General features: G+C 28.8%; 20 protein-coding genes and 2 tRNA genes. 8 read left to right on the top strand and 14 right to left on the bottom strand.

What is annotated here, in order from left to right:
• Positions 1–4: 4 nt before the first annotated feature.
• On the bottom strand, positions 5–841 hold the full coding sequence (locus SY27_RS13085; protein WP_045970982.1) for a GLPGLI family protein: 837 nt from the start codon (positions 839–841) through the stop codon (positions 5–7).
• Between the two features lie 119 nt (positions 842–960).
• Here SY27_RS13085 and SY27_RS13080 point away from each other — a divergent pair, with 119 nt between their 5' ends.
• On the top strand, positions 961–2,439 hold the full coding sequence (locus SY27_RS13080; RefSeq protein ID WP_045970980.1) for a sensor histidine kinase KdpD: 1,479 nt from the start codon (positions 961–963) through the stop codon (positions 2,437–2,439).
• Positions 2,429–3,109 (top strand): response regulator transcription factor, encoded by a 681-nt coding sequence (locus SY27_RS13075; protein ID WP_045970978.1) that lies wholly within the window; start codon positions 2,429–2,431, stop codon positions 3,107–3,109. The genes SY27_RS13080 and SY27_RS13075 overlap by 11 nt, the downstream gene beginning before the upstream one ends.
• Positions 3,110–3,113: 4 nt before the next feature.
• Here the strand turns inward: SY27_RS13075 and SY27_RS13070 are convergent, their stop codons facing one another.
• Complete coding sequence (locus SY27_RS13070; protein WP_045970976.1) at positions 3,114–3,998, bottom strand: GLPGLI family protein; 885 nt, start codon at positions 3,996–3,998, stop codon at positions 3,114–3,116.
• A 134-nt stretch (positions 3,999–4,132) separates the two neighbouring features.
• On the opposite strand from SY27_RS13070, the gene SY27_RS13065 reads away from it, so the two are divergent.
• The 3 genes from SY27_RS13065 to SY27_RS13055 all read left to right on the top strand — a co-directional run bounded on the left by SY27_RS13065 (position 4,133) and on the right by SY27_RS13055 (position 6,193).
• A complete protein-coding gene (locus SY27_RS13065; protein ID WP_045970974.1) occupies positions 4,133–4,918 on the top strand; it encodes a hypothetical protein in 786 nt (261 codons plus the stop codon).
• The gene (locus SY27_RS13060; protein ID WP_045970971.1) at positions 4,918–5,532 is read left to right on the top strand and encodes a deoxynucleoside kinase; all 615 of its coding nucleotides are present in this window, start codon (positions 4,918–4,920) and stop codon (positions 5,530–5,532) included. Before SY27_RS13065 ends, SY27_RS13060 begins: the two co-directional genes overlap by 1 nt.
• Before the next feature lie 70 nt (positions 5,533–5,602).
• Positions 5,603–6,193 (top strand): carboxymuconolactone decarboxylase family protein, encoded by a 591-nt coding sequence (locus SY27_RS13055; protein WP_045970969.1) that lies wholly within the window; start codon positions 5,603–5,605, stop codon positions 6,191–6,193.
• Positions 6,194–6,229: 36 nt separating this feature from the next.
• Here SY27_RS13055 and SY27_RS13050 read toward each other — a convergent pair whose 3' ends face one another.
• The 5 genes from SY27_RS13050 to ruvC are packed head-to-tail and all read right to left on the bottom strand — an operon-like array spanning position 6,230 to position 9,604.
• On the bottom strand, positions 6,230–6,733 hold the full coding sequence (locus SY27_RS13050) for a hypothetical protein (RefSeq protein WP_152640764.1): 504 nt from the start codon (positions 6,731–6,733) through the stop codon (positions 6,230–6,232).
• An 8-nt stretch (positions 6,734–6,741) separates the two neighbouring features.
• Positions 6,742–7,107, bottom strand: coding sequence for an MmcQ/YjbR family DNA-binding protein (locus SY27_RS13045; RefSeq protein WP_045970964.1), 366 nt, complete (start codon positions 7,105–7,107; stop codon positions 6,742–6,744).
• A gap of 13 nt (positions 7,108–7,120) precedes the next feature.
• On the bottom strand, positions 7,121–7,903 hold the full coding sequence (locus SY27_RS13040; RefSeq protein ID WP_045970962.1) for a cyclase family protein: 783 nt from the start codon (positions 7,901–7,903) through the stop codon (positions 7,121–7,123).
• A 12-nt stretch (positions 7,904–7,915) separates the two neighbouring features.
• Positions 7,916–9,049 (bottom strand): radical SAM family heme chaperone HemW, encoded by a 1,134-nt coding sequence (gene hemW, locus SY27_RS13035; protein WP_045970960.1) that lies wholly within the window; start codon positions 9,047–9,049, stop codon positions 7,916–7,918.
• Positions 9,050–9,604 carry a crossover junction endodeoxyribonuclease RuvC gene (gene ruvC, locus SY27_RS13030; RefSeq protein ID WP_045970958.1) on the bottom strand — a complete coding sequence of 185 codons (555 nt, stop codon included), beginning with the start codon at positions 9,602–9,604 and terminating at the stop codon, positions 9,050–9,052.
• A 74-nt stretch (positions 9,605–9,678) separates the two neighbouring features.
• On the opposite strand from ruvC, the gene SY27_RS13025 reads away from it, so the two are divergent.
• Together SY27_RS13025 and SY27_RS13020 are read left to right on the top strand one after the other, a co-directional pair.
• Positions 9,679–10,578, top strand: coding sequence for a lysylphosphatidylglycerol synthase domain-containing protein (locus SY27_RS13025; RefSeq protein WP_161794156.1), 900 nt, complete (start codon positions 9,679–9,681; stop codon positions 10,576–10,578).
• 71 nt (positions 10,579–10,649) lie between these two features.
• Positions 10,650–11,675: a glycosyltransferase gene (locus SY27_RS13020; RefSeq protein WP_369793065.1), complete on the top strand. Its 1,026-nt coding sequence runs from the start codon at positions 10,650–10,652 to the stop codon at positions 11,673–11,675.
• Positions 11,676–11,685: 10 nt separating this feature from the next.
• Here the strand turns inward: SY27_RS13020 and SY27_RS13015 are convergent, their stop codons facing one another.
• Complete coding sequence (locus SY27_RS13015; RefSeq protein ID WP_317236313.1) at positions 11,686–12,171, bottom strand: hypothetical protein; 486 nt, start codon at positions 12,169–12,171, stop codon at positions 11,686–11,688.
• Between the two features lie 113 nt (positions 12,172–12,284).
• On the opposite strand from SY27_RS13015, the gene SY27_RS13010 reads away from it, so the two are divergent.
• Entirely contained in the window at positions 12,285–12,785 is a 501-nt protein-coding gene (locus tag SY27_RS13010; protein WP_045970952.1) for a DUF456 domain-containing protein, read from the top strand.
• 526 nt (positions 12,786–13,311) lie between these two features.
• Here SY27_RS13010 and SY27_RS13005 read toward each other — a convergent pair.
• The 6 genes from SY27_RS13005 to dnaE form a co-directional block, all read right to left on the bottom strand.
• A tRNA-Asp gene (locus tag SY27_RS13005) sits at positions 13,312–13,385 on the bottom strand.
• Positions 13,386–13,655: 270 nt separating this feature from the next.
• Positions 13,656–13,729, bottom strand: a tRNA-Asp gene (locus SY27_RS13000).
• An 85-nt stretch (positions 13,730–13,814) separates the two neighbouring features.
• Positions 13,815–14,741, bottom strand: coding sequence for a DUF58 domain-containing protein (locus SY27_RS12995; RefSeq protein WP_045970950.1), 927 nt, complete (start codon positions 14,739–14,741; stop codon positions 13,815–13,817).
• 138 nt (positions 14,742–14,879) lie between these two features.
• Entirely contained in the window at positions 14,880–15,197 is a 318-nt protein-coding gene (gene trxA / locus SY27_RS12990) for a thioredoxin (protein WP_026717477.1), read from the bottom strand.
• Between the two features lie 109 nt (positions 15,198–15,306).
• Entirely contained in the window at positions 15,307–15,891 is a 585-nt protein-coding gene (locus tag SY27_RS12985; protein ID WP_045970945.1) for a peroxiredoxin-like family protein, read from the bottom strand.
• A 68-nt stretch (positions 15,892–15,959) separates the two neighbouring features.
• The gene (dnaE, locus tag SY27_RS12980) at positions 15,960–20,480 is read right to left on the bottom strand and encodes a DNA polymerase III subunit alpha (RefSeq protein WP_045970943.1); all 4,521 of its coding nucleotides are present in this window, start codon (positions 20,478–20,480) and stop codon (positions 15,960–15,962) included.
• Positions 20,481–20,488 lie beyond the last annotated feature (8 nt).

The raw sequence follows: 20,488 nt of genomic DNA, 5'->3' as shown, positions 1-20,488 counted from the left end.
AGGTTTAATTCATTTTAATTTCGATAACTCCATCTTCATTCATCATACTTTTTATTTTTTTCTCTTGTATTTCATCAAATTCTTTTTGATTTACTTTCTTGCCATTTTTCGGAGCTTTTATTTCAATTTTATCACTTGGATTTAATACAATTTTTGAACATAAATATGTTGTATTTGATTCATGAAGTTCTAAAATTAATCCTGGTAATCCCCAATATTTACCTGGACCATTTGAAACTGGAATTTCCATTGTGTACCAAGCTTCAATTATTTTTTCTTTAGGTTCACTTAAACTAAAAAAACTAGTTTTATCTCCTTCTTTCTTTTTCTTAAACTCTTCATATTCCTTTATTTCTTTTTCTGTTACAGGAAAAATAATTTGGGCTTTAAAGCATGTATAATTTCCTATTTTTTTCTGTTCATTTGTTATCTTCCAATCGAATTTTTCCAATGAATCAATTACTAAAAATTCTTTTCCAAAAATATCTTTATCTGTTATATAATACTTTTTTTTAAAATCTTTGTAAAACTTAGAACCATTACCACCAGAAAAACCCACATCAACTCTAATTCCTCCTGAAGAAGGATTAGTAACCGCTAATTTTTCTTCCTCTTGATAAATTGACTCTGTGCTTGTAAATTTTAGTTCATAAGTCTTTTCAAATGCTTTCTTCATTTTTTCCATCATTCTTTCTTTTACATCTGGTGTAATATCATCCCCAGAAATATTAAAGTCTTTCATTTGAGTTTGAGAAGAGTAAAAAGCAATTCCTTGAAAGTTTTGTGCAAAACTATTAGTTACAATAATTAATAATACTATTCTAAAAAGTAAATTTTTCATTTTGATTAATTTAAAATTATGTAAGCAAATTAAGTTCATTGACTTTTAATAATGCGTTAAACTTTGTTAACGTATGTTAACGCAAAATTTTATACTCATATAGTTGTTATTTTTGAAAAATGAAACTGAATACAAAAAAAATATTTGCATTTATCTCTATAATAGTCATATCTACTATTTGCTTACAATTCTATTGGAATTATAAAAATTTTACAGCTAATGAAGAAAGGCTAAAAAACGAGATACAAATTGCTTACGACAATTCATTAGAAATATATTTTGATGAAGCTTCAAAAGAAACCTTCATAAGTGTATTTAGTACAGATTCTACTGTTCAAATTGAAGACTTTATTGAAAAAATTAAGACTGATTCCTTCTTTGGAAAAAAATTAAAAGAACAAAAAAAATCTTTTACCCCTATAAAAGAAAGCACAACGGATATGTCTTTTAAATTTGAAGAGACAGAAAACAACATTAAAAAACCAATCACGCCTAAAGACGTAAAGGTGAAAGACATAATTGTTTTAAAAGGTAAAAAAGCTATAGATTCCATTGGAGGAATAGAACAATTCCCTAACAAAATAACTATGTCTTTTGTGAATGACACTATAAAATATAAAACTTTAGATTCTATTTTCAAGACTGAATTACATAGAAAAAATATAGTTTTAAATTATGAATTTAATCATTTAAAAAAAGACTCTTTATTTTACATCTATTTAAAAAAAGAAGAAAAACTTCCTTTTAAAATTAAACCAAATTCAACTTATCTCAAGCCAAATGAAACAATTAATCTTAATTATAAGTATTCCAATAAGATATTAATAAAGAGAATGAGTGGTGAATTAACATTATCTATTATATTTTCTATAGCTGTAATTGGATGTTTATTTTTTCTTCTTTATATTATTAAAAAACAGAAAAAAATTGACGAAATAAAAAATGATTTTATAAACAATATTACTCATGAATTTAAAACTCCCATTACAACTATAGCTGTAGCCTTAGAAGGCATGAGTAAATTTAATCCTGAAAATGATACTATTAAAAATGAAAAATATATTTCCATGTCATTTAATCAACTAAACAAATTGGAAAACATGGTTGAAAAAATACTTGAAACAGCTACTTTAAATACCAATGAATTACAATTAAACTTAGAAGAAATAAATTTGATTCCTTTTGTAAAATCTATAATTAAAAAATATCAAAATATCACAGACAAGCAAATTGATTTTATTTTTAATACTGATAAAATTTTATTTAGAGCGGATCTATTCTATCTAGAAAATGCTATTTCAAATTTAATTGATAATGCTATTAAATATGGTGGGAATTTTATTGAATTAAATTGTTATGTAATTGAAAAAAATATAATTATTGATATAAAAGACAATGGAAATTCAATTTTAAAGTCACAAGAAAAAAAAATTTTTGAGAAATTTTATAGAGTACCTAAAGGCAACATTCATGATGTAAAAGGATATGGTATTGGGTTGTACTACACTAAAAGTATTATACAAAAACATAATGGGACAATTGAATTAATTAGAAATAACAATACAATATTTAGAATAACTTTACCAAATGAACACTAAAATTAAAATACTTTTAGCAGAAGATGAAGTTTCATTGGGCATAATTATCAAGGAAAGTTTAGAAAGCAGAAACTTTATTGTTACTTTATGTGAAAATGGTGAAGTAGCGCTAGAAAAATTTAAAAAATCAAATTTTGACGCATTGGTTTTAGATATTATGATGCCTAAAAAAGATGGATTTAATGTCGCAGAAGAAATTAGACAGATTAACAGAACAATCCCAATACTATTTTTAACGGCTAAATCTCAAACAGAAGACGTTGTAAAAGGGTTTAAAATTGGTTGTAATGATTACATTAAAAAACCTTTTAGTATTGAAGAATTAATTGTTAGAATAATTTCTCTAACGAGTAGACAGCAACAAGTTTCAAAGAAAACAAATTATACTCTTGGAGAATATCAATTCAACATAGAGAATCAACTTTTGACACATAAATCGGCAACATTTAAATTAACAAACAGAGAATCATTACTTCTTGAATTATTAATCCAGCATAAAGGTGAGATCATTAATCGTGAGATTATTCTAAATACTGTTTGGGAGAATGACGACTTTTTTAGTGGAAGAAGTATGGATGTTTTTATCACTAAACTGAGAAAAAAATTAAACCTCGACCCAACCGTTGAAATTATCAATAGTCGTGGTCGAGGTTATAAATTGATTGGATAATATTTTAATGAAATCCTCCTCTACTTCCTCTGCCTTGACCGCCATACATTTCTCTCATCTCTTCTATTTTTTTCTTTACAATTTCGTCATATTCTTGTTGACTTACTTCTTTTCCTTTTGAAGATGCTTTTATTTCAACTTTATCTTTTGAATTTAAAATTATTTTAGAACACAACAAAACAGTTGTTCCATCATTAACTTCTAAAATCAATCCTGGCAAACCCCAATATTTATCTGGGCCTTGATTAATTGGAATTTCTGGACAATACCATGCTGTAATTGTTTTTTCTTTTATTTGCTCTATATCATCGCTCATAAAATTTGTTTTTTTGCTAGACGCTATAGAATCTTTTTTCTTCTTTTCTTCTTCTTTATTCCCTCTCATTCTAAAATTTCTGAAATCTGTAGCATCTGTTTTAACAACCGCAGTAGCTTTAAAACAAGTGTAATTACCTATCATTTTTGTTTCTCCAGACATTTGCCATTTGTATGTTGTTAAAGTATCTTTTATTAAAAATTCTTTACTAAAGAATTCTTTATCTACAACATATGTTTTTTCTTTTACATTTTTATATTGCGTTCCACCACCTCCCATCATTGAAGACATGATTCTTCCACCACCTTGTTGTCCAGGAGCATCTAATTTTTCTTCTTCTTTATAAATTGAAGCAGTTTTGTCAAAATTTAGTATAAATGTTTTTTCAAACATTCTTTTCATTCTTTCTTCAATGTTTTTCTGCATTTCAGGAGTAATTTCTCTATTTCCTCCAAAATTTTTCATCATTTCTGCTGTACTTGTTTTTGACTCATAAACAGCAACTCCTTGAAAATTTTGAGCATTACTAAACATTGAAACAAGCAATAACGAAGTAATAATTATTTTTTTCATTCTAACTAAATTAAATTTATCATAAATATAGACTAACCTATTTTACATTTGTTACAATCCTCTTCATTAATTATAAAGTAAATATATTATCTTTAGACATCATTTTTATATTAAAGTTTAATTTAAACACTGAAATGAAACTTATTTTTTCCTTATTTTTTCTCTCATCTTGGTCTATCTTTTTCTCTCAAGAAAGAATTCAAACAACAATAATCGACTCAATAAGCATCACTGCTAAAATAATATACGAGTTCGATAACAATGTTACATACTATACTAAAGAAAATGTATTCTACAAAAAATCTGAAAAGAAAGAATATGAATATAATAATTTTTCATTGGGAACTATTTCAAAAGTAGACTTATATAATCCTTTACAATTAATCTTATTTTATCAAGATTTTAATACTGTGGTTTTATTAGATAATCAATTAACAGAAATATATAGAATAAACGGAAATAATTTAGATACTCCTATTAGTTTTGGAGCAACAGGTCAAGCAAGTCAAAATCAAATTTGGTTTTATGATTTCTTTACACAAAAAATAGGATTATACAATTTCAATATTAATACTATAAAATATATTTCAACACCACTTTCTAAAGCTATTAAATATTATCAATCAGATTACAATAATTTTTATTGGATAGATGAAGAAAATAATTTTTATCAAATTTCTTTATTTGGGAAAATCACTTCTTTTGGAACAATTCCGCTATATGATAAAATACAAATAACAAACGATAAAAACATTTTGTATAAAAAATCTCATGAATTATTTTTTCTAAACCTTAAAGAAAATAAATCTTATAAAATTGACATTTCTAAAAATTCATTTGATAATTTTTATTATAAAAATGGAATTTTATCTATTTTTACAACAGATAAAGTTATTAACTATAAAATACAATTACCGTAATGCATATAGCTGTTGCTGGAAATATTGGAGCTGGAAAAACTACACTAACAAAATTATTGGCTAAACATTTTAAATGGGAAGCTCATTATGAAGATGTTGTAGATAATCCTTATCTAGATGATTTTTATCATCAAATGGAACGTTGGAGTTTTAATTTACAAATCTATTTCCTAAATAGTCGTTTTAGACAAGTATTACAAATTAGAGAAAGTGGAAAAACAACAATACAAGACAGAACAATTTATGAAGATTCGCATATTTTTGCCCCTAATCTTCATACTATGGGATTAATGACAAATAGAGATTATAAAAACTACAAGTCTTTATTTGATTTAATGGAAGGATTGGTTGGTTCACCTGATTTATTGATTTATTTAAGAAGTTCTATCCCTAATTTAGTTAACCAAATTCATAAAAGAGGTAGAGATTATGAAAACACTATTTCTATTGATTATCTAAGCCGACTTAACGAACGATATGAAGCTTGGATAGAGACTTATGACAAAGGAAAACTAGTTATAATTGATGTAGATAATATTAATTTTGTAGATAATCCAGAAGATTTAGGAAATATAATTAATCGAATTGACGCTGAGATTAATGGATTATTTTAACATATTGAACAAAAAATTAAATATAACTTATAGCATTATTTTATTATTTTAGCAAAAAGATAAGAAAAATATGCCATTAGTAACACCATTATCACCAGATCACGATAAAGAAACTCAAGAATTAGCAACTTTTTTCAATGAAACATTAGGCTTTTGTCCAAATTCAGTTTTAACAATGCAGCATAGACCTGCCATTTCTAAAGCATTCATCAATTTGAACAAAGCAGTAATGGAAAACAAAGGAAGAGTAACATCTTCTCTAAAAAGAATGATTGCATGGGTAAGTAGTAATGCAACAGGTTGTCGTTATTGTCAAGCACATGCAATAAGAGCAGCAGAACGATATGGAGCAGACCAAGAAAAACTTGATAATATTTGGGAATACAAAACACATAGCGCTTTTTCCGATGCTGAACGAGTTGCATTAGATTTCTCATTAGCAGCATCTTTAATTCCAAATGCAGTAACTGAAGATATAAAAACAGAGTTATACAAGCATTGGAACGAAGGAGAAATAGTAGAAATGCTAGGTGTTATTTCATTATTTGGTTACTTAAATAGATGGAATGACTCTATGGGAACAATACTTGAAGAAGATGCTATTGAAAGCGGCAATCAATATTTAGAAAAGACAGGCTGGGAAATAGGAAAACACAAATAAAGCAAAAGGCTATTCAATTAATAATGAGTAGCTTTTTTATTTTTTCCTAATTGGAATATTAAAGGTAATCGACAATTGATGTTTACCAACATTGGGAAAAGGTTGATTACGAATTGAAACATTATATCCATAAGATAAAAACACATAGCTAAGTAATCCGAAACCTATTTTTGGAGTTAGTACTACATCTTTCTCATTGAAATCTGTTTGATATTTTGCTTCTAAGCCTATAGCACCAAGCATAGTTATAATTTCATACCCTGTTTTCAAAGCATATACATTGTCAAAATTTGAAGTTTCAGGTAACCATTCTAACGCTACATAATATCCTTTTGAAAGATATCCTGTACAACCGACTCTTGTAATATGTTTAGCATAGCCTAATTCTGAATAAAAAGCATGATTTACTCCAAGACCTAAACGAATTTCATTTGTTTTTGTAATTTTCACTTGAGTATTTATATTCGCTACAAACGTACTATCTTGTGAAAAACAGTATATTGAAAAAACAACCAAAAGCAACACCATTATTTTTTTCATCAAATCCTTTATTTTGATTCTATTTCTTCTCGATTTTTTTTTGTTAAACTAGCAAAAACTAGTTCATAAGAATGATTAATTAGTTCAATCATCATTTTATTAGAAACATCCGAATTAAAAAACACCGTATTCCAATGTACTTTACTCATGTGATAGCCTGGTTTTATTCCTTCATATTCTGCACGAAGTTCTAACGCTCTTTCTGGGTCACATTTTAAATTTAAAGAAGGATTTCCTGCTTCCCAATTTTTTAGTGAAGTTAGACAAAACATTTTACCTCCAACTTTAAACACCAAAGTATCTTCATCAAATGGAAAGTGTTCAGTTACTCCCTTTTTTGACTGACAAAATTCATATAATTGTTGAATATTCATTTGTTAAGAATGTTTAAATGTGAAATATTTCATATAAAACAGGTTTACTCGGTGAAGCATCATTTTCAAAAGAAGCTATTTGTAAATTCAACATGTAATTCCCATCCAAGATACTATCATCAACATAAATCATTTCAGTAATTGTACATTCAAACCTAGCATCTTTATTAACTTCGTTTATGTTTTTTAAATTCCAAAAAGCTTTATGGGCTACTAACTTTCCTTCATCATGTTCTCTATCTACACTTGGTAAATCAATTAATAAATGCTGAATTCCTTTTTCTTTTATAAAAACAGCAGCTTCTTCTAACAAATATGGTGGATTTGTATTAGAATATTTCAAATGTTTTTTGCTTTCTAAATTAGGTAAGGTTCTAATTATAATTGCTTCTGGAAACTCTTCCTTTGACTCATCGAATGCTCCTGAAATACTATCTTTTGTAATAACAAAATCTTCTCCTTTTTCTTTTGGAATTATAGAAATAACTTTAGCTGTAAAGAAAAACTGTTTCAAACATTGATTTATACTATAAAAATCGCGAGTAATATGTCCCAAACATTCTGTGTGCGTTCCATGCGCATGCGGATTGAAGAATATATTGTTAAAGTTTGTTGAAGATTTTCCTTCTGAGACTTTACCTATCCAATCTCCCATTTCCACAGGTTTAATCTCTGGAATATTTTGATACCAAGCAATAGGATTTTCTTCATCATTTGTTAATGGAATCGAAATATCTAATGGTTGAGACAGATTAATTTGTAAAAGCTGATTTTTATAAGAAATTGTAGTTTTCAATTTAGAATAATTTTATTCCAAATTTAGCAAAAACAAATCACTTGCAATTCCATCACATAAAAACTTTCCTTTTTTTGTAGTTTTCAAAATTCCATCTTGAACAATCAATAAACCATCTTCTAAAAACCTTCGCATTTGTTGGTTTAAGTAATCAATATAGGTTTTTCCGAACTCTGTTTCAACTTTTATTAATGAAACACCCCAAATTGTCCTTAATCCAGTCATGATATACTCATTATAACGATCTGTTACAGTCAATTTCTCTGTTTCTATAGGTAATTTATTTTCTTGTATTGACTTAATATAAAGTGAATTGTTAGAGATATTCCAACCTCTATTTTCTCCATCATAACTATGCGCTGATGGTCCAATTCCTATATATTTTTTACCTAACCAATAACTTGAATTATTCTTAGAAAAGTAGTTTTCCTTACCAAAATTAGAAAGCTCATAATGAATAAAACCATTCTCCTGAAGCGTTTCGACTAAAATATGAAAATGTTCTTGAGCCACTTCGTCATCAGGTTGATTAATGATTCCTTTTTTGATGAATTTTTCTAGAGCTGTTTTAGGTTCAACTGTTAAAGCGTAACTTGATATATGTGGAATTCCAAAGGAAAGCGTTTTCTCTATATTTTGTTTCCATTTTTCATTGCTCATATTTGGAACACCATAAATCAAATCTAAAGAAATATTATCAAAATATTTTGTTGCAATTTCTAAACATTTCTCAGCCTCACTAGCATTATGCGCACGATTCATTAGTTTTAAATCGTCTTCAAAAAAAGATTGAATCCCTATTGATAGTCTATTTACTTTATTCTTAGACAATTCAATTATTCTTTTTTCTGTTAAATCATCTGGATTAGCTTCTACTGTAATTTCAGGATTTTCAATTACTTTGTAATTCTTATAAACTTCATCAATTAAGAATTTTATATCTTCAATCGGCAATATACTCGGAGTTCCACCACCAAAATAAATGGTTTCAATAGTTTCATTTTTTGCTTCATTTTTTCGCAAAACAATTTCTTTTGCTAATGCCAAAATCATTTCGTCTTTTTTCTTTAACGAAGTTGAAAAATGGAAATCGCAATAATGACACGTTTGTTTGCAAAAAGGGATATGAATATAAATTCCTGACATTTATTTTTTAATTCTTGATTCATTTTGTTTCACAAAAGCATCCCAACCTGAATAACTTTTACCAACTTCAACTTTGCCCGAATTAAAGAAATGACAAACTGCTGCTGCTAAACCATCTGTAGAATCGAGGTTTTTAGGCAATGTTTTTAAACCTAAAAGTTGTTGAAGCATTTTGGCAACTTGCTCTTTACTTGCATTTCCATTTCCAGTGATAGCCATTTTTATTTTCTTTGGCTCATATTCTGTAATTGGAATTTGACGTGATAAACCGGCGGCCATTGCAACACCTTGAGCTCTTCCTAATTTTAACATTGATTGTACATTTTTACCAAAAAAAGGAGCTTCAATTGCAATTTCATCTGGATGATATGTTTCAATTAGTTCAATTGTTCTTTCAAATATAATTTTCAACTTTGTATAATGATCATCATATTTATTTAGAATTAATTCATTAAGTTGAAGAAATTCCATTTTTTTATTGATTACTTTAATCAATCCAAATCCCATAATGGTTGTTCCTGGATCAATTCCTAATATGATGCGTTCGTTTGCCAATTTTTCTTTTCTTTGTAGTGATGATTACAATTCCAGACAAAGCTAAACAATTCTTGCTACTTATACTCAAACTTTTGATTGTATGTACTGCTTTCTATTACATATTTTCTCACTTTCAAAATAAAAAAACAGATTGGAATACTTTAATAAGCTATTTAGATTTTACATCAATTATAATCTTATTACTATTTTCTATCTCAAATTGGACTTTAGAAATATTAAAGTGGCAAAATTTAATTTCTTATTTTAAAACTATTTCATTTTTAGAATCAACTAAACAAAGCTTAGGTTCTTTAACCGCTTCCATTTTCACTCCTAATAGAATAGGTGAATATGGCGCAAAAATGTTATATTATCCAAAAGAAAACGCTAAAAAAATTATGTTTTTAAATTTTATTAGCAACGGCTCTCAAATGGTAATAACTTGTTTTTTTGGACTTTTTGGTTTTTTAATTTACAGCCTTAATTTTACCTTAACTAAGAGTAGTTTCTGGATAAACTTTAACCTTAATAATACTCTTTTGGCTTTTCTAGGAGTATTGACATTCCTTTTTATACTCTTTTATATTTTCAGAAAAAAAGAATTTTATGGTCTTTCAGTTCAAAAACTCTTTACAAAAACAAAGGAATTTCCAAAACAGTTATGGATAACAAACTTTCAATTATCTATTATGAGATACTTTGTTTTTTCTCATCAATTTTATTTTTTGTTAATCATTTTCAATTGTAACATTTCTTATTCTTTAGCCTTAGCAACTATTTTTATAATGTATTTGTTCGCATCTATTATCCCTAGCATTCAGTTTATGGATATAGCAATAAAAGGAAGTGTAGCTCTTTTTTTATTTAATAATTTCAATATTGAAAGCTGGAAAATAGTAATTATAACCTCTTTAATGTGGATTTTTAATTTAGTCATTCCTGTTTTAATAGGTAGTTATTTTGTTTTACAATTTAAACCTCAAAAAACATGATATCCCTTCTTTTTATAATCCTTTTTACTTACGTATTTTTCATTGTTGCGCTAATTTTTGGATTTACCAAAATGAAACCTATAATATTTTATGACAGTTCTATAAAAACTAAATTTTCTATTGTAGTCCCTTTTAGAAATGAGGCAGAAAATTTACCAAAACTACTTGCATCTCTTTCGTTTTTAGATTATCCTAAAGAATTATATGAAGTGATGCTTGTTGATGACGATTCTGATGATGATATTTTGATTACAAATTATAATTTTTACTTTACAATAATTAAAAATGAAAGAAAATCTAATTCTCCAAAAAAAGACGCAATAGAAACTGCAATAAAAACAGCTAAACATGATTGGATTATAACTACTGACGCTGATTGCTTAGTTGAATCGAATTGGTTAAAAATTTTAGACAACTACATTCAGCAAAGTCAGAAAAAGATGATCGCTGCTGGTGTTTATTACTTACCTAAAAAAGGTTTTCTACATGCTTTTCAAAATTTAGATTTTTTGAGTTTACAAGGAGTTACTATTGGAAGTTTTGGAATTGAATTACCTTTTATGTGTAATGGTGCAAATTTTGCTTATCGCAAAGATTTTTTTTATGAATTAAATGGTTTTCAAGGGAATGAAAAGATAGCTAGTGGTGATGATGTTTTTTTATTACAAAAAGCAATTGAAAAAGAAAAAAATGCTGTAGGATTTTGCATGCATTATCAAAGCACTGTAAAGACACATAGTGCTGATAAATGGTCGAATTTGTTTTTTCAACGAGTAAGATGGGCTTCAAAAAGTACGGGTTATTCTTCTTTTTTTGGCAAAACAATAGCGTTACTTGTTTTTGGAATAAACCTAATCTGGGTTTTATCTTTTATGTTATGTGTTTTTAATTTATTTCCTTTATATTCTTTTTTATTTTATGCTGGAATAAAATTTTTAATCGATTCTATATTATTATTTCAAGCTTCATCTTATTTCAAAACCAGAATAAGTTGGCTTTTATTGAGTTCTTTTTTATATCCTTTTTTTAGCACTAGCGTAGCTATATACTCTTTGTTTGGAAAATACAAATGGAAAGGCAGACAATTTAAGAAATAAATCCTAAAAGCTACTCTGCTATATTGATAACAACTGGTAAAATAAATTGTGATTTTACTTTTATCCCTCTTTTTATAGCTGGTTCTATTGGTGGAAAATCAGATAAACGAACTTGAAGAATACTATCAATTACTTTTATATCGTATGATATACTGTCATTTGGTTTTTGGATTTCAAATTTCAAAGTAGCATCTGGATTAATCGTTACTTTTACATCTATAGTATCTATCTCTGGATATAAAATTTGTAATGTATCAGCACTTATTCTTTCTTGAATACTTTGTATTATATTTTCAAAAAAGCATTGTTTTTGTAATTCTTTATCCATAATAGAATCGCAAGAGAAAGCAGTTGGAAATTGATCTACTTCTTTCCAGTTTATCTTTTCTAATTCTTCTTGCAATAACTCATCTTTATCAGGAACTTTTTTATCAAAAAGCTGACAAGAGGTTACGATTAAAGCTAAAAATAATACTATTCTATATTTTTGCATCATCTATCTAAAACAGTTCTTTATTGTATTACTAAATAATATTTGTAATAATAATTATTTATAATTGAAGGATAAAAACAAAGTTATAACTTTGTTAGAGATTAACTAAACAATATATGGAATACTTTTTCTTAATTACAGGTTTTTGCTTTATGATCATAGGAATATTAGGTAGTTTTTTACCTGTATTACCTGGACCACCTATTAGTTGGATTGGGTTACTATTACTTTATTTAAGTCCTGAAATTGAAAATAATTATTGGATTTTAAGCATTACATTAGTCATCGCAATAACAATTACTGTCCTTGATTATATTATTCCTGCTAAAGGGACAAAACGTTTTGGAGGAAGTAAATACGGAATTTGGGGAACTAATATTGGATTAATTATTGGGCTAATAGCTCCTATTCCATTTGGATTCTTAATTGGTCCTTTTTTAGGCGCTTTTATTGGAGAGATGATTTATGACACAAAAGATCACAATAGAGCCCTAAAAGCAGCTACTGGTTCTTTAATAGGCTTCTTAGCAGGTACATTTATTAAATTCGTTATAACAATCGCTTATCTTGGTTTATTTTTAGGATTAGTATGGGATAATTGGCATGTTTGGTTCTAACAAGCAATATTAAATACTCAAATCCTATTCGTATGTTTCTTATAATAGTTTAATTTCAAGAACTTAATAAGCTTATATGTTATCTCTAAATTTTGATTATTTAATTTTACTTTTATTTTTTTGTCCTTACAAAACAGTGTCGCATTAGTGTCGCATTCCCTTTAAGAGCGCTTAATTGAAAAAATAAAATGCAATACAATCCAAAAACATACATAATCATTAAATATAATGATATGTAGATAGATTAGAAAAATAGTAAAAAACATGAATAAATAAGTAAATTCTAATTTTACTCTTTTTGACATTCAAAGCAACTGAATCTATTACGTTAGTAGTTCTACACACATAATATTTGTTTTTATTATAGTCTATCTATAAAGCTAATAGGAATGCTAAATAAATTTTAAAGAGTTACAATTTACAATAGAGTATAAAAAACAATTCTTATATTTAGGTTATGTGATATTTCTTGAAGTATCTAAAAACAAAAAAAAGCACTTCATTTCTGAAGTGCTTTTTCATTAAGCGGTCTGGACGGGACTCGAACCCGCGACCCCATGCGTGACAGGCATGTATTCTAACCAACTGAACTACCAAACCAGTGCTTTATTGCAGTGCAAATATATTTAAAAATTTACTATTTCATAACATCTTTTATGTTGTTTTTTTGGTATTTTTTTATAGACTAATTCTTTTAATCAAAAAAGCCATCCAAATTCTGAAACAAATCAGAATATATGGAAAGCTTTTCATTGGTCTAACTACTAAACCTGCCATGCGTTACAAAGGCATGACTAAACAACACAACTATTTTAGATACTTTTATGGGGCAAAAAAGCACCTCATTTCTGAAGTGCTTCTCCCATTAAGCGGTCTGGACGGGACTCGAACCCGCGACCCCATGCGTGACAGGCATGTATTCTAACCAACTGAACTACCAAACCATTGCTTTATTGCGGTGCAAATATACAACGCTTTTTCATTTCTCCAAATGTTTTTACAAAAAAAATAAAAACATTTTTACAAAAACTAACCAAACTTCTGTTTTTCAGCTAAATAAGTCGAAATTATTTTTTCAAAATTTTCTCCTACAGAAACAGGCACATATTGAATTCTATACTGCATACATGTATTAGCAATATCATTGAAATATTTTAAAACTTGTTTCTCATACTCTATTTTAATATTTTCCGAAAATAAATTTACCGTTTCCCCCGTTTCTACATCAACAAATTTTTTAGGTGTATTATCAAAATCAAATGTTAGCTCGGTCTTTTTATCATATACATGAAAAACTACTACTTTATGTTTATTGTGTTTTAAATGTTGTAGTGCTTTAAAGATTTTTTTTTCATCTTCACTCTGAAACATATCCGTGAATAGGATTACCATTGATCGCCTATGTATATTTTCTGCTATTTGATGTAAAAAAGAAACAGTATCGGTTGTTTTAGAATCTTCTCCTTTTTTTAAAGTATTTTCTAATTTGTCTAACAACATTCTATGATGTCTATCACTTCCTTTCTCTGGAGAATAAAACTCGTATTCATCTGAATAAATACTAAGTCCTACTGCGTCTCTTTGCTTTTTTAAAATATTCATTAAAACGGCTGATGCCAAGACAGAAAATCCAATTTTGTTTTCATAAAAAAGTTGATCTTTCTGAAGCACAGGATAATGCATTGAAGAAGAATTATCTAAAATAATATGACACCTAAGATTCGTTTCTTCTTCATATCTTTTTGTGTACAATCTGTCTGTTTTTGCAAAAAGTTTCCAATCTATATGCTTAGTACTTTCTCCCGAATTATAAATTTTATGTTCTGCAAACTCCGCAGAAAAACCATGAAACGGACTTTTATGCATTCCCGATATAAATCCTTCTACTACTTGATTAGCTAGTAATTCAAGATGTTTAAAACTAGATATTTTTTCTAACTGACTTTCTATCTTCATATACCAAAGATATTGAAAAGATTATTACTTTTAAAGCATCAACTAAAAATAGACTAGTACATTTTTATCATTAAATCATAATAATAGAAACAAAAAAAGCCCAACATGAGTTAAGCTTTTCTTCATTATAATTATTTATTACAATAATGCATCAATTGCATCTGTATAGGTCTTCTTAGGAGCAACTCCTACTTGACGACCTACTACTTCTCCATTTTGGAATATTAATACTGTTGGAATATTTCTAACTCCGTATTTTGCAGCAAATTCTTGATTTGCATCTACATCAACTTTACCAACTACTGCTTTTCCTTCATATTCTGAAGAAACCTCATCAATAACTGGCCCAACCATTCTACATGGTCCACACCAAGCTGCCCAAAAATCTACTACTACTGGTTTATCTGATTTTAATACTACTTCATCAAAAGTAGCATCTGTTATTGCTAATGCCATATTTTCTTTTTTTAAAAATTTAATTTGAAAAAACAAATTTAATCAAATATTTGAATTTGAACGCACTGATTAAATTAGTTTTACTTATAGGACTATATAAAAAATTAATCTATAAAGATTTCAAAACCGATAATAACAATTCTCCTTTTAATCTTTTCGAATAGTCTGGATTTATATATAAAAACTCTATTTCTTTTTTATCATTAATAACATAAACCGTTGGAACAGGCAACCAATTTGTGTTTTTCCCGTCTGAAAATTTACCTAACATTTTCCCGTATTTTTCAGGAGCTGAAAACGCAATACCTACAGCTTGAGAAAATTTACCTTCACTATCAGAAACTAACTTATATGACAATTTACCTTTTTCTTCTGTCTCTTTTAAAAATTCAGGAGCATCTGGACTAACTGCTATTATCTGATATCCTAAATCTATTATTTCTTTTTCTATTCCTTGCATGTCTGCTAATTGTGCATTACAATAAGGACACCATCCTCCTCTATATACAACAATTATAGATTTTTTAGAAAATAACTTATCTGTTTCCAATGCTTTACCTTCTAAATCAACCAAAGTAGTGTTAGGTATTTTTTCTCCTATCAATAACGGTGAAATATTTTGTGGAGAATCTGCTACTTGAGCATTAATTGAAAATGACACACATACCAATAAGGTCGTAATTAAATTTTTCATTTTTGTCTTTTTTATTTCAAATACAAAATTAACAGTTCCTTAATCAACATAGTGTTGTCTGCCTAACATTAATTGAGTTTAAAATTAATTTGTCTATTTTCTAATTCTTGTAATAATTCGTTAGAAATTTTAACTTTCATTTTTCTACTTGCCATACTCAATTTGGTCACAACTTTAACTTCTTCAACCTCTGTAATTGTTGGTGCAATTTCCATTTGTTCAACCATTTCATCTGATTCTATTTCATCACTCACATCAACAATTTCATTTTCAACAACCTCAACAACTTGCCTTTTAACTTTTTCTAGCTCCATTACTTCTATAGATATTGGATTATCGCCTGCTTCTCTTTTAAAAAGTTCAAACAAAGACTGAATCATGTTTTCCTGAAGTTCTAAAACATTAAACTGAAGAATTATTTTTTTAGCAAACGTAGTCAAAACATCTTGAAGATATTGAATAGCTACAAACTGAACTCTAGGATCTCCTTTCTTTCCTTCTTGATTAGTCCAACCATCTTTAACCACTAATTTTAAAAAAGTAAAATTATTTTGAATTAAAAAATGACGAAACTTCAAATATTCTTCACCAAAAATTCGAAATTCAAAACTTTCATCATAGCCTTCTAATGTAAACATTGCCCATCCTTTTCCGTTTTTAGCAACACGGTGTTCTACTTTAGTAATAATTCCTCCTATACTTATATTTTTTCCCACAAAAGCCGTTAAATCTTTTAAATCTTCTAATTTAGCATTACAGAAATATTTCATCTCATATTTATAATCATCAAGTGGATGTCCTGAAATATAGATCCCTACAACTTCTTTTTCTTTTGCCAATTTTTCCATTGTATTCCACTCATCACATGGCGGAACAATTGGCTCTGGAATTTGCACTTCTGAAGACTCTCCAAACAAACTTACTTGCGATGAATTTTCATTTTCTTGAAATTTAGCACCATATTTTACTGCTTTTTCTAAAAAAGTAATTCCATCTCCTTCATCATGAAAATATTGTCCTCTATGTGTTTCTCCAAATCCATCAAATCCTCCTGCTAACGCAAGGTTTTCAAATGCTTTTTTATTGGCTGCACGCAAATCAATTCGTTTAGCTAAATCAAAAATTGATCTATATTTTCCTTCTTTTCTATTTTCAACAATAGTATTTACAGCTCCTTCTCCAACCCCTTTAATCGCTCCCATTCCAAAACGGACTGCATAATCTTCATTTACTGTAAATTTATAATATGATTCATTCACATCGGGTCCAAGAACTGCTAAGCCCATTCGTTTACATTCTTCCATAAAAAACGAAACTTGCTTAATATCATTCATATTATTAGAAAGTACCGCTGCCATATATTCAGCAGGATAATGCGCTTTAAGATAAGCTGTTTGGTAAGCAATCCAAGCATAACAGGTAGAGTGTGACTTGTTAAATGCGTAACTCGCAAAAGCTTCCCAGTCTTTCCAGATTTTCTCCAAAACCGTTGCATCATGGCCTTTAGCAGAAGCTTGTTCTACAAACTTAGGTTTCATTTTATCCAAGACATCCTTTTGTTTTTTACCCATTGCTTTACGCAGTACATCGGCTTCACCTTTTGTAAAATCAGCTAACGACTGCGACAAAAGCATCACCTGCTCTTGGTAAACTGTAATTCCGTATGTTTCAGCTAAATACTCTGCACAAGCTTCTAAATCGTATTTGATTTCTTCTTCACCATTTTTTCTACGAACGAAAGAAGGAATATACTCCAATGGTCCTGGACGATACAATGCATTCATCGCGATTAAATCACCAAAAACAGTTGGTTTTAAATCCTTCATGTATTTTTGCATTCCAGGTGACTCGTATTGAAAAATTCCAACTGTTTCACCTCTTTGGAATAACTCATACGTTTTCTGATCATCAATCGGAAAATTATCAGGATCAAGTTGAACTCCCGTTCTATATTTAACTAACTTAACAGTATCTTTTATTAATGTTAAAGTTTTTAACCCTAAGAAATCCATCTTCAATAACCCAGCACTTTCCGCAACCGAGTTATCAAACTGAGTAACATATAAATCAGAATCTTTTGCTGTTGTAACCGGCACGAAATTAGTAATATCAGACGGTGTTATAATAACTCCACAAGCATGAATACCTGTATTTCGCATAGATCCTTCTAACACCTTAGCCTGCTGAATAGTTTCTCCTGCTAAATCTTCTGCTCCTGCAATTTCTATTAATTCTTTAACTTTATCAAATTCTTCTGAACGCAAAGCTTTTTTAACTTCACTTTCATCTTCTGCTAAAAAACGAGCCAAATTCCATTTAGAAGGCATCATACCAGGAATCAATTTCGCAATTCTGTCTGCTTCAAATAAAGGCAAATCTAACACACGAGCTGTATCACGAATTGCTGATTTCGTAGCCATTTTACCATAAGTAATAATTTGCGCTACTTGATTCGCTCCATATTTTTTAATTACATAATCCATTACACGACCGCGACCTTCATCATCAAAATCAATATCAATATCAGGCATAGATACACGATCTGGATTTAAGAAACGCTCAAAAAGCAAATCATACTTGATTGGATCTATATTCGTAATTCCTAAGCAATAGGCAACCGCAGAACCCGCAGCAGAACCACGACCTGGTCCTACCGAAACATCCATTTTTCGTGCTTCGGCAATAAAATCTTGTACAATTAAAAAATAACCCGGATAACCTGAATTTGAAATTGTTAACAACTCAAAATCCAAACGTTCTTGAATTGCTGGTGTAATTTCACCATACCGCTTTTTTGCACCTTCCATAGTAAGGTGTCTCAAATAAGCATTTTCACCACGAACTCCACTATCAGCTTCGTCTTCAATCACTATAAATTCTTGTGGAATATCATATTTCGGAAGTAATACATCACGATACAACGAATACGTTTCCACCTTATCTATAATTTCTTGAATATTGATAATCGCATCAGGTAGATCAGCAAAAAGCATTTTCATTTCCTCTCCTGACTTGTAATAATACTCCTGATTTGGCAATCCGTATCGATAACCCCTTCCACGACCAATGGGTGTTGCTTGTTTTTCCCCATCTTTTACACATAATAAAATATCATGTGCATTAGCATCTTCTTTATTTAAGTAAAAAGTATTGTTCGTTGCTATTAATTTTACTTTATGTTTTTGAGCAAAAGCAATTAAGGTTTGATTTACCCTATTCTCATCTTCTTGATTATGACGCATGATTTCAAGATAAAAATCCGCACCAAATTGTTCTTTCCACCAGATTAATGCTTCTTCAGCCTGATTTTCACCAATATTCAGAATCTTACTAGGAATTTCACCATATAGATTCCCTGATAAAACCATTATATCTTCTTTATATTTTTCTATAATTGTTCTATCAATTCTTGGCACATAATAAAATCCAGCAGTATAAGCCAATGAAGCCATTTTTGCTAAATTGTGATATCCTTTTTTGTTTTTAGCCAACAATACTATTTGATAACCATTGTCTTTTTTAGTTCTATCTAAATGATTTTCGCAAACATTAAACTCACATCCTACAATAGGTTTTATTTCTACTTCATTAGATTCTTCTCCTGCTTCTATTGCAGCTTCTATTTTTGCTTTAGCAGCTTTATTATGATTCATTACAGCGCTCACAAAATGAAAAGCTCCCATCATATTTCCAGTATCGGTCATTGCAACAGCAGGCATCTTATTTTTTGCTGTAGCAGATACTAAACTTGAAATAGCAATAGTCGATTGCAAAACGGAAAACTGAGTATGATTATGCAAATGTGCAAACTTAGCCTCTTTTAAATCGTTTTTATCCGATTCTGAAATGGTAGTTTGCGTATTTTCTTGTTCAATTTTTTGAAGCTTTCTTCTAATTTCATCAGAAGCTGCTTTTAAATTAATATGTTTTAATCCAACAAGTTGAATTTCTCTTGGATTATTTTCTTTAAATTTATTAAAATAATCAGGCGTTACATCAAGCTCTTCTTTTGTAAATACCTCACGCTTGATTAATTCGAGAAAACATCTTGTTGTTGCTTCTACATCGGCTGTTGCATTATGCGCTTCCGAAAAAGGAACTCCAAACAAATATTCATGCAATTCTGTTAATGTTGGTAGTTTGAATTTACCTCCTCTACCACCAGATAATTTTAATAATTGCGCTGTAACTTCAGTACAGGTATCTAAAACTGGTTTTTTAGACATCTCTGATTCTGTATTCATTCGATGAAACTCACATCCCATAATATTGACATCAAAACCTACATTTTGTCCTACAACAAATTTAGCCTTAGACAAAGCAATATTAAATTTTTCTAAAACCTCACTTAGAGCAATCCCATTTTCTTGCGCTAATTCTGTAGAAATACCATGAATACGTTCTGCATCATAAGGAATATTAAACCCTTCTGGCTTCACTAAATAATCTTGATGTTCCACTAAATTCCCCATATCATCATGTAATTGCCAAGCAATTTGGATACAACGAGGCCAGTTATCTGTATCAGTTATAGGAGCGGACCAACTACGAGGTAGTCCAGTAGTTTCTGTATCAAAAATTAAGTACATCTATCTAA

This window comes from Flavobacterium sp. 316 (genome assembly GCF_000967805.1).
Classification (GTDB): Bacteria; Bacteroidota; Bacteroidia; order Flavobacteriales; family Flavobacteriaceae; genus Flavobacterium; species Flavobacterium sediminilitoris.
This window is presented reverse-complemented; position numbering and strand designations above follow the sequence as displayed.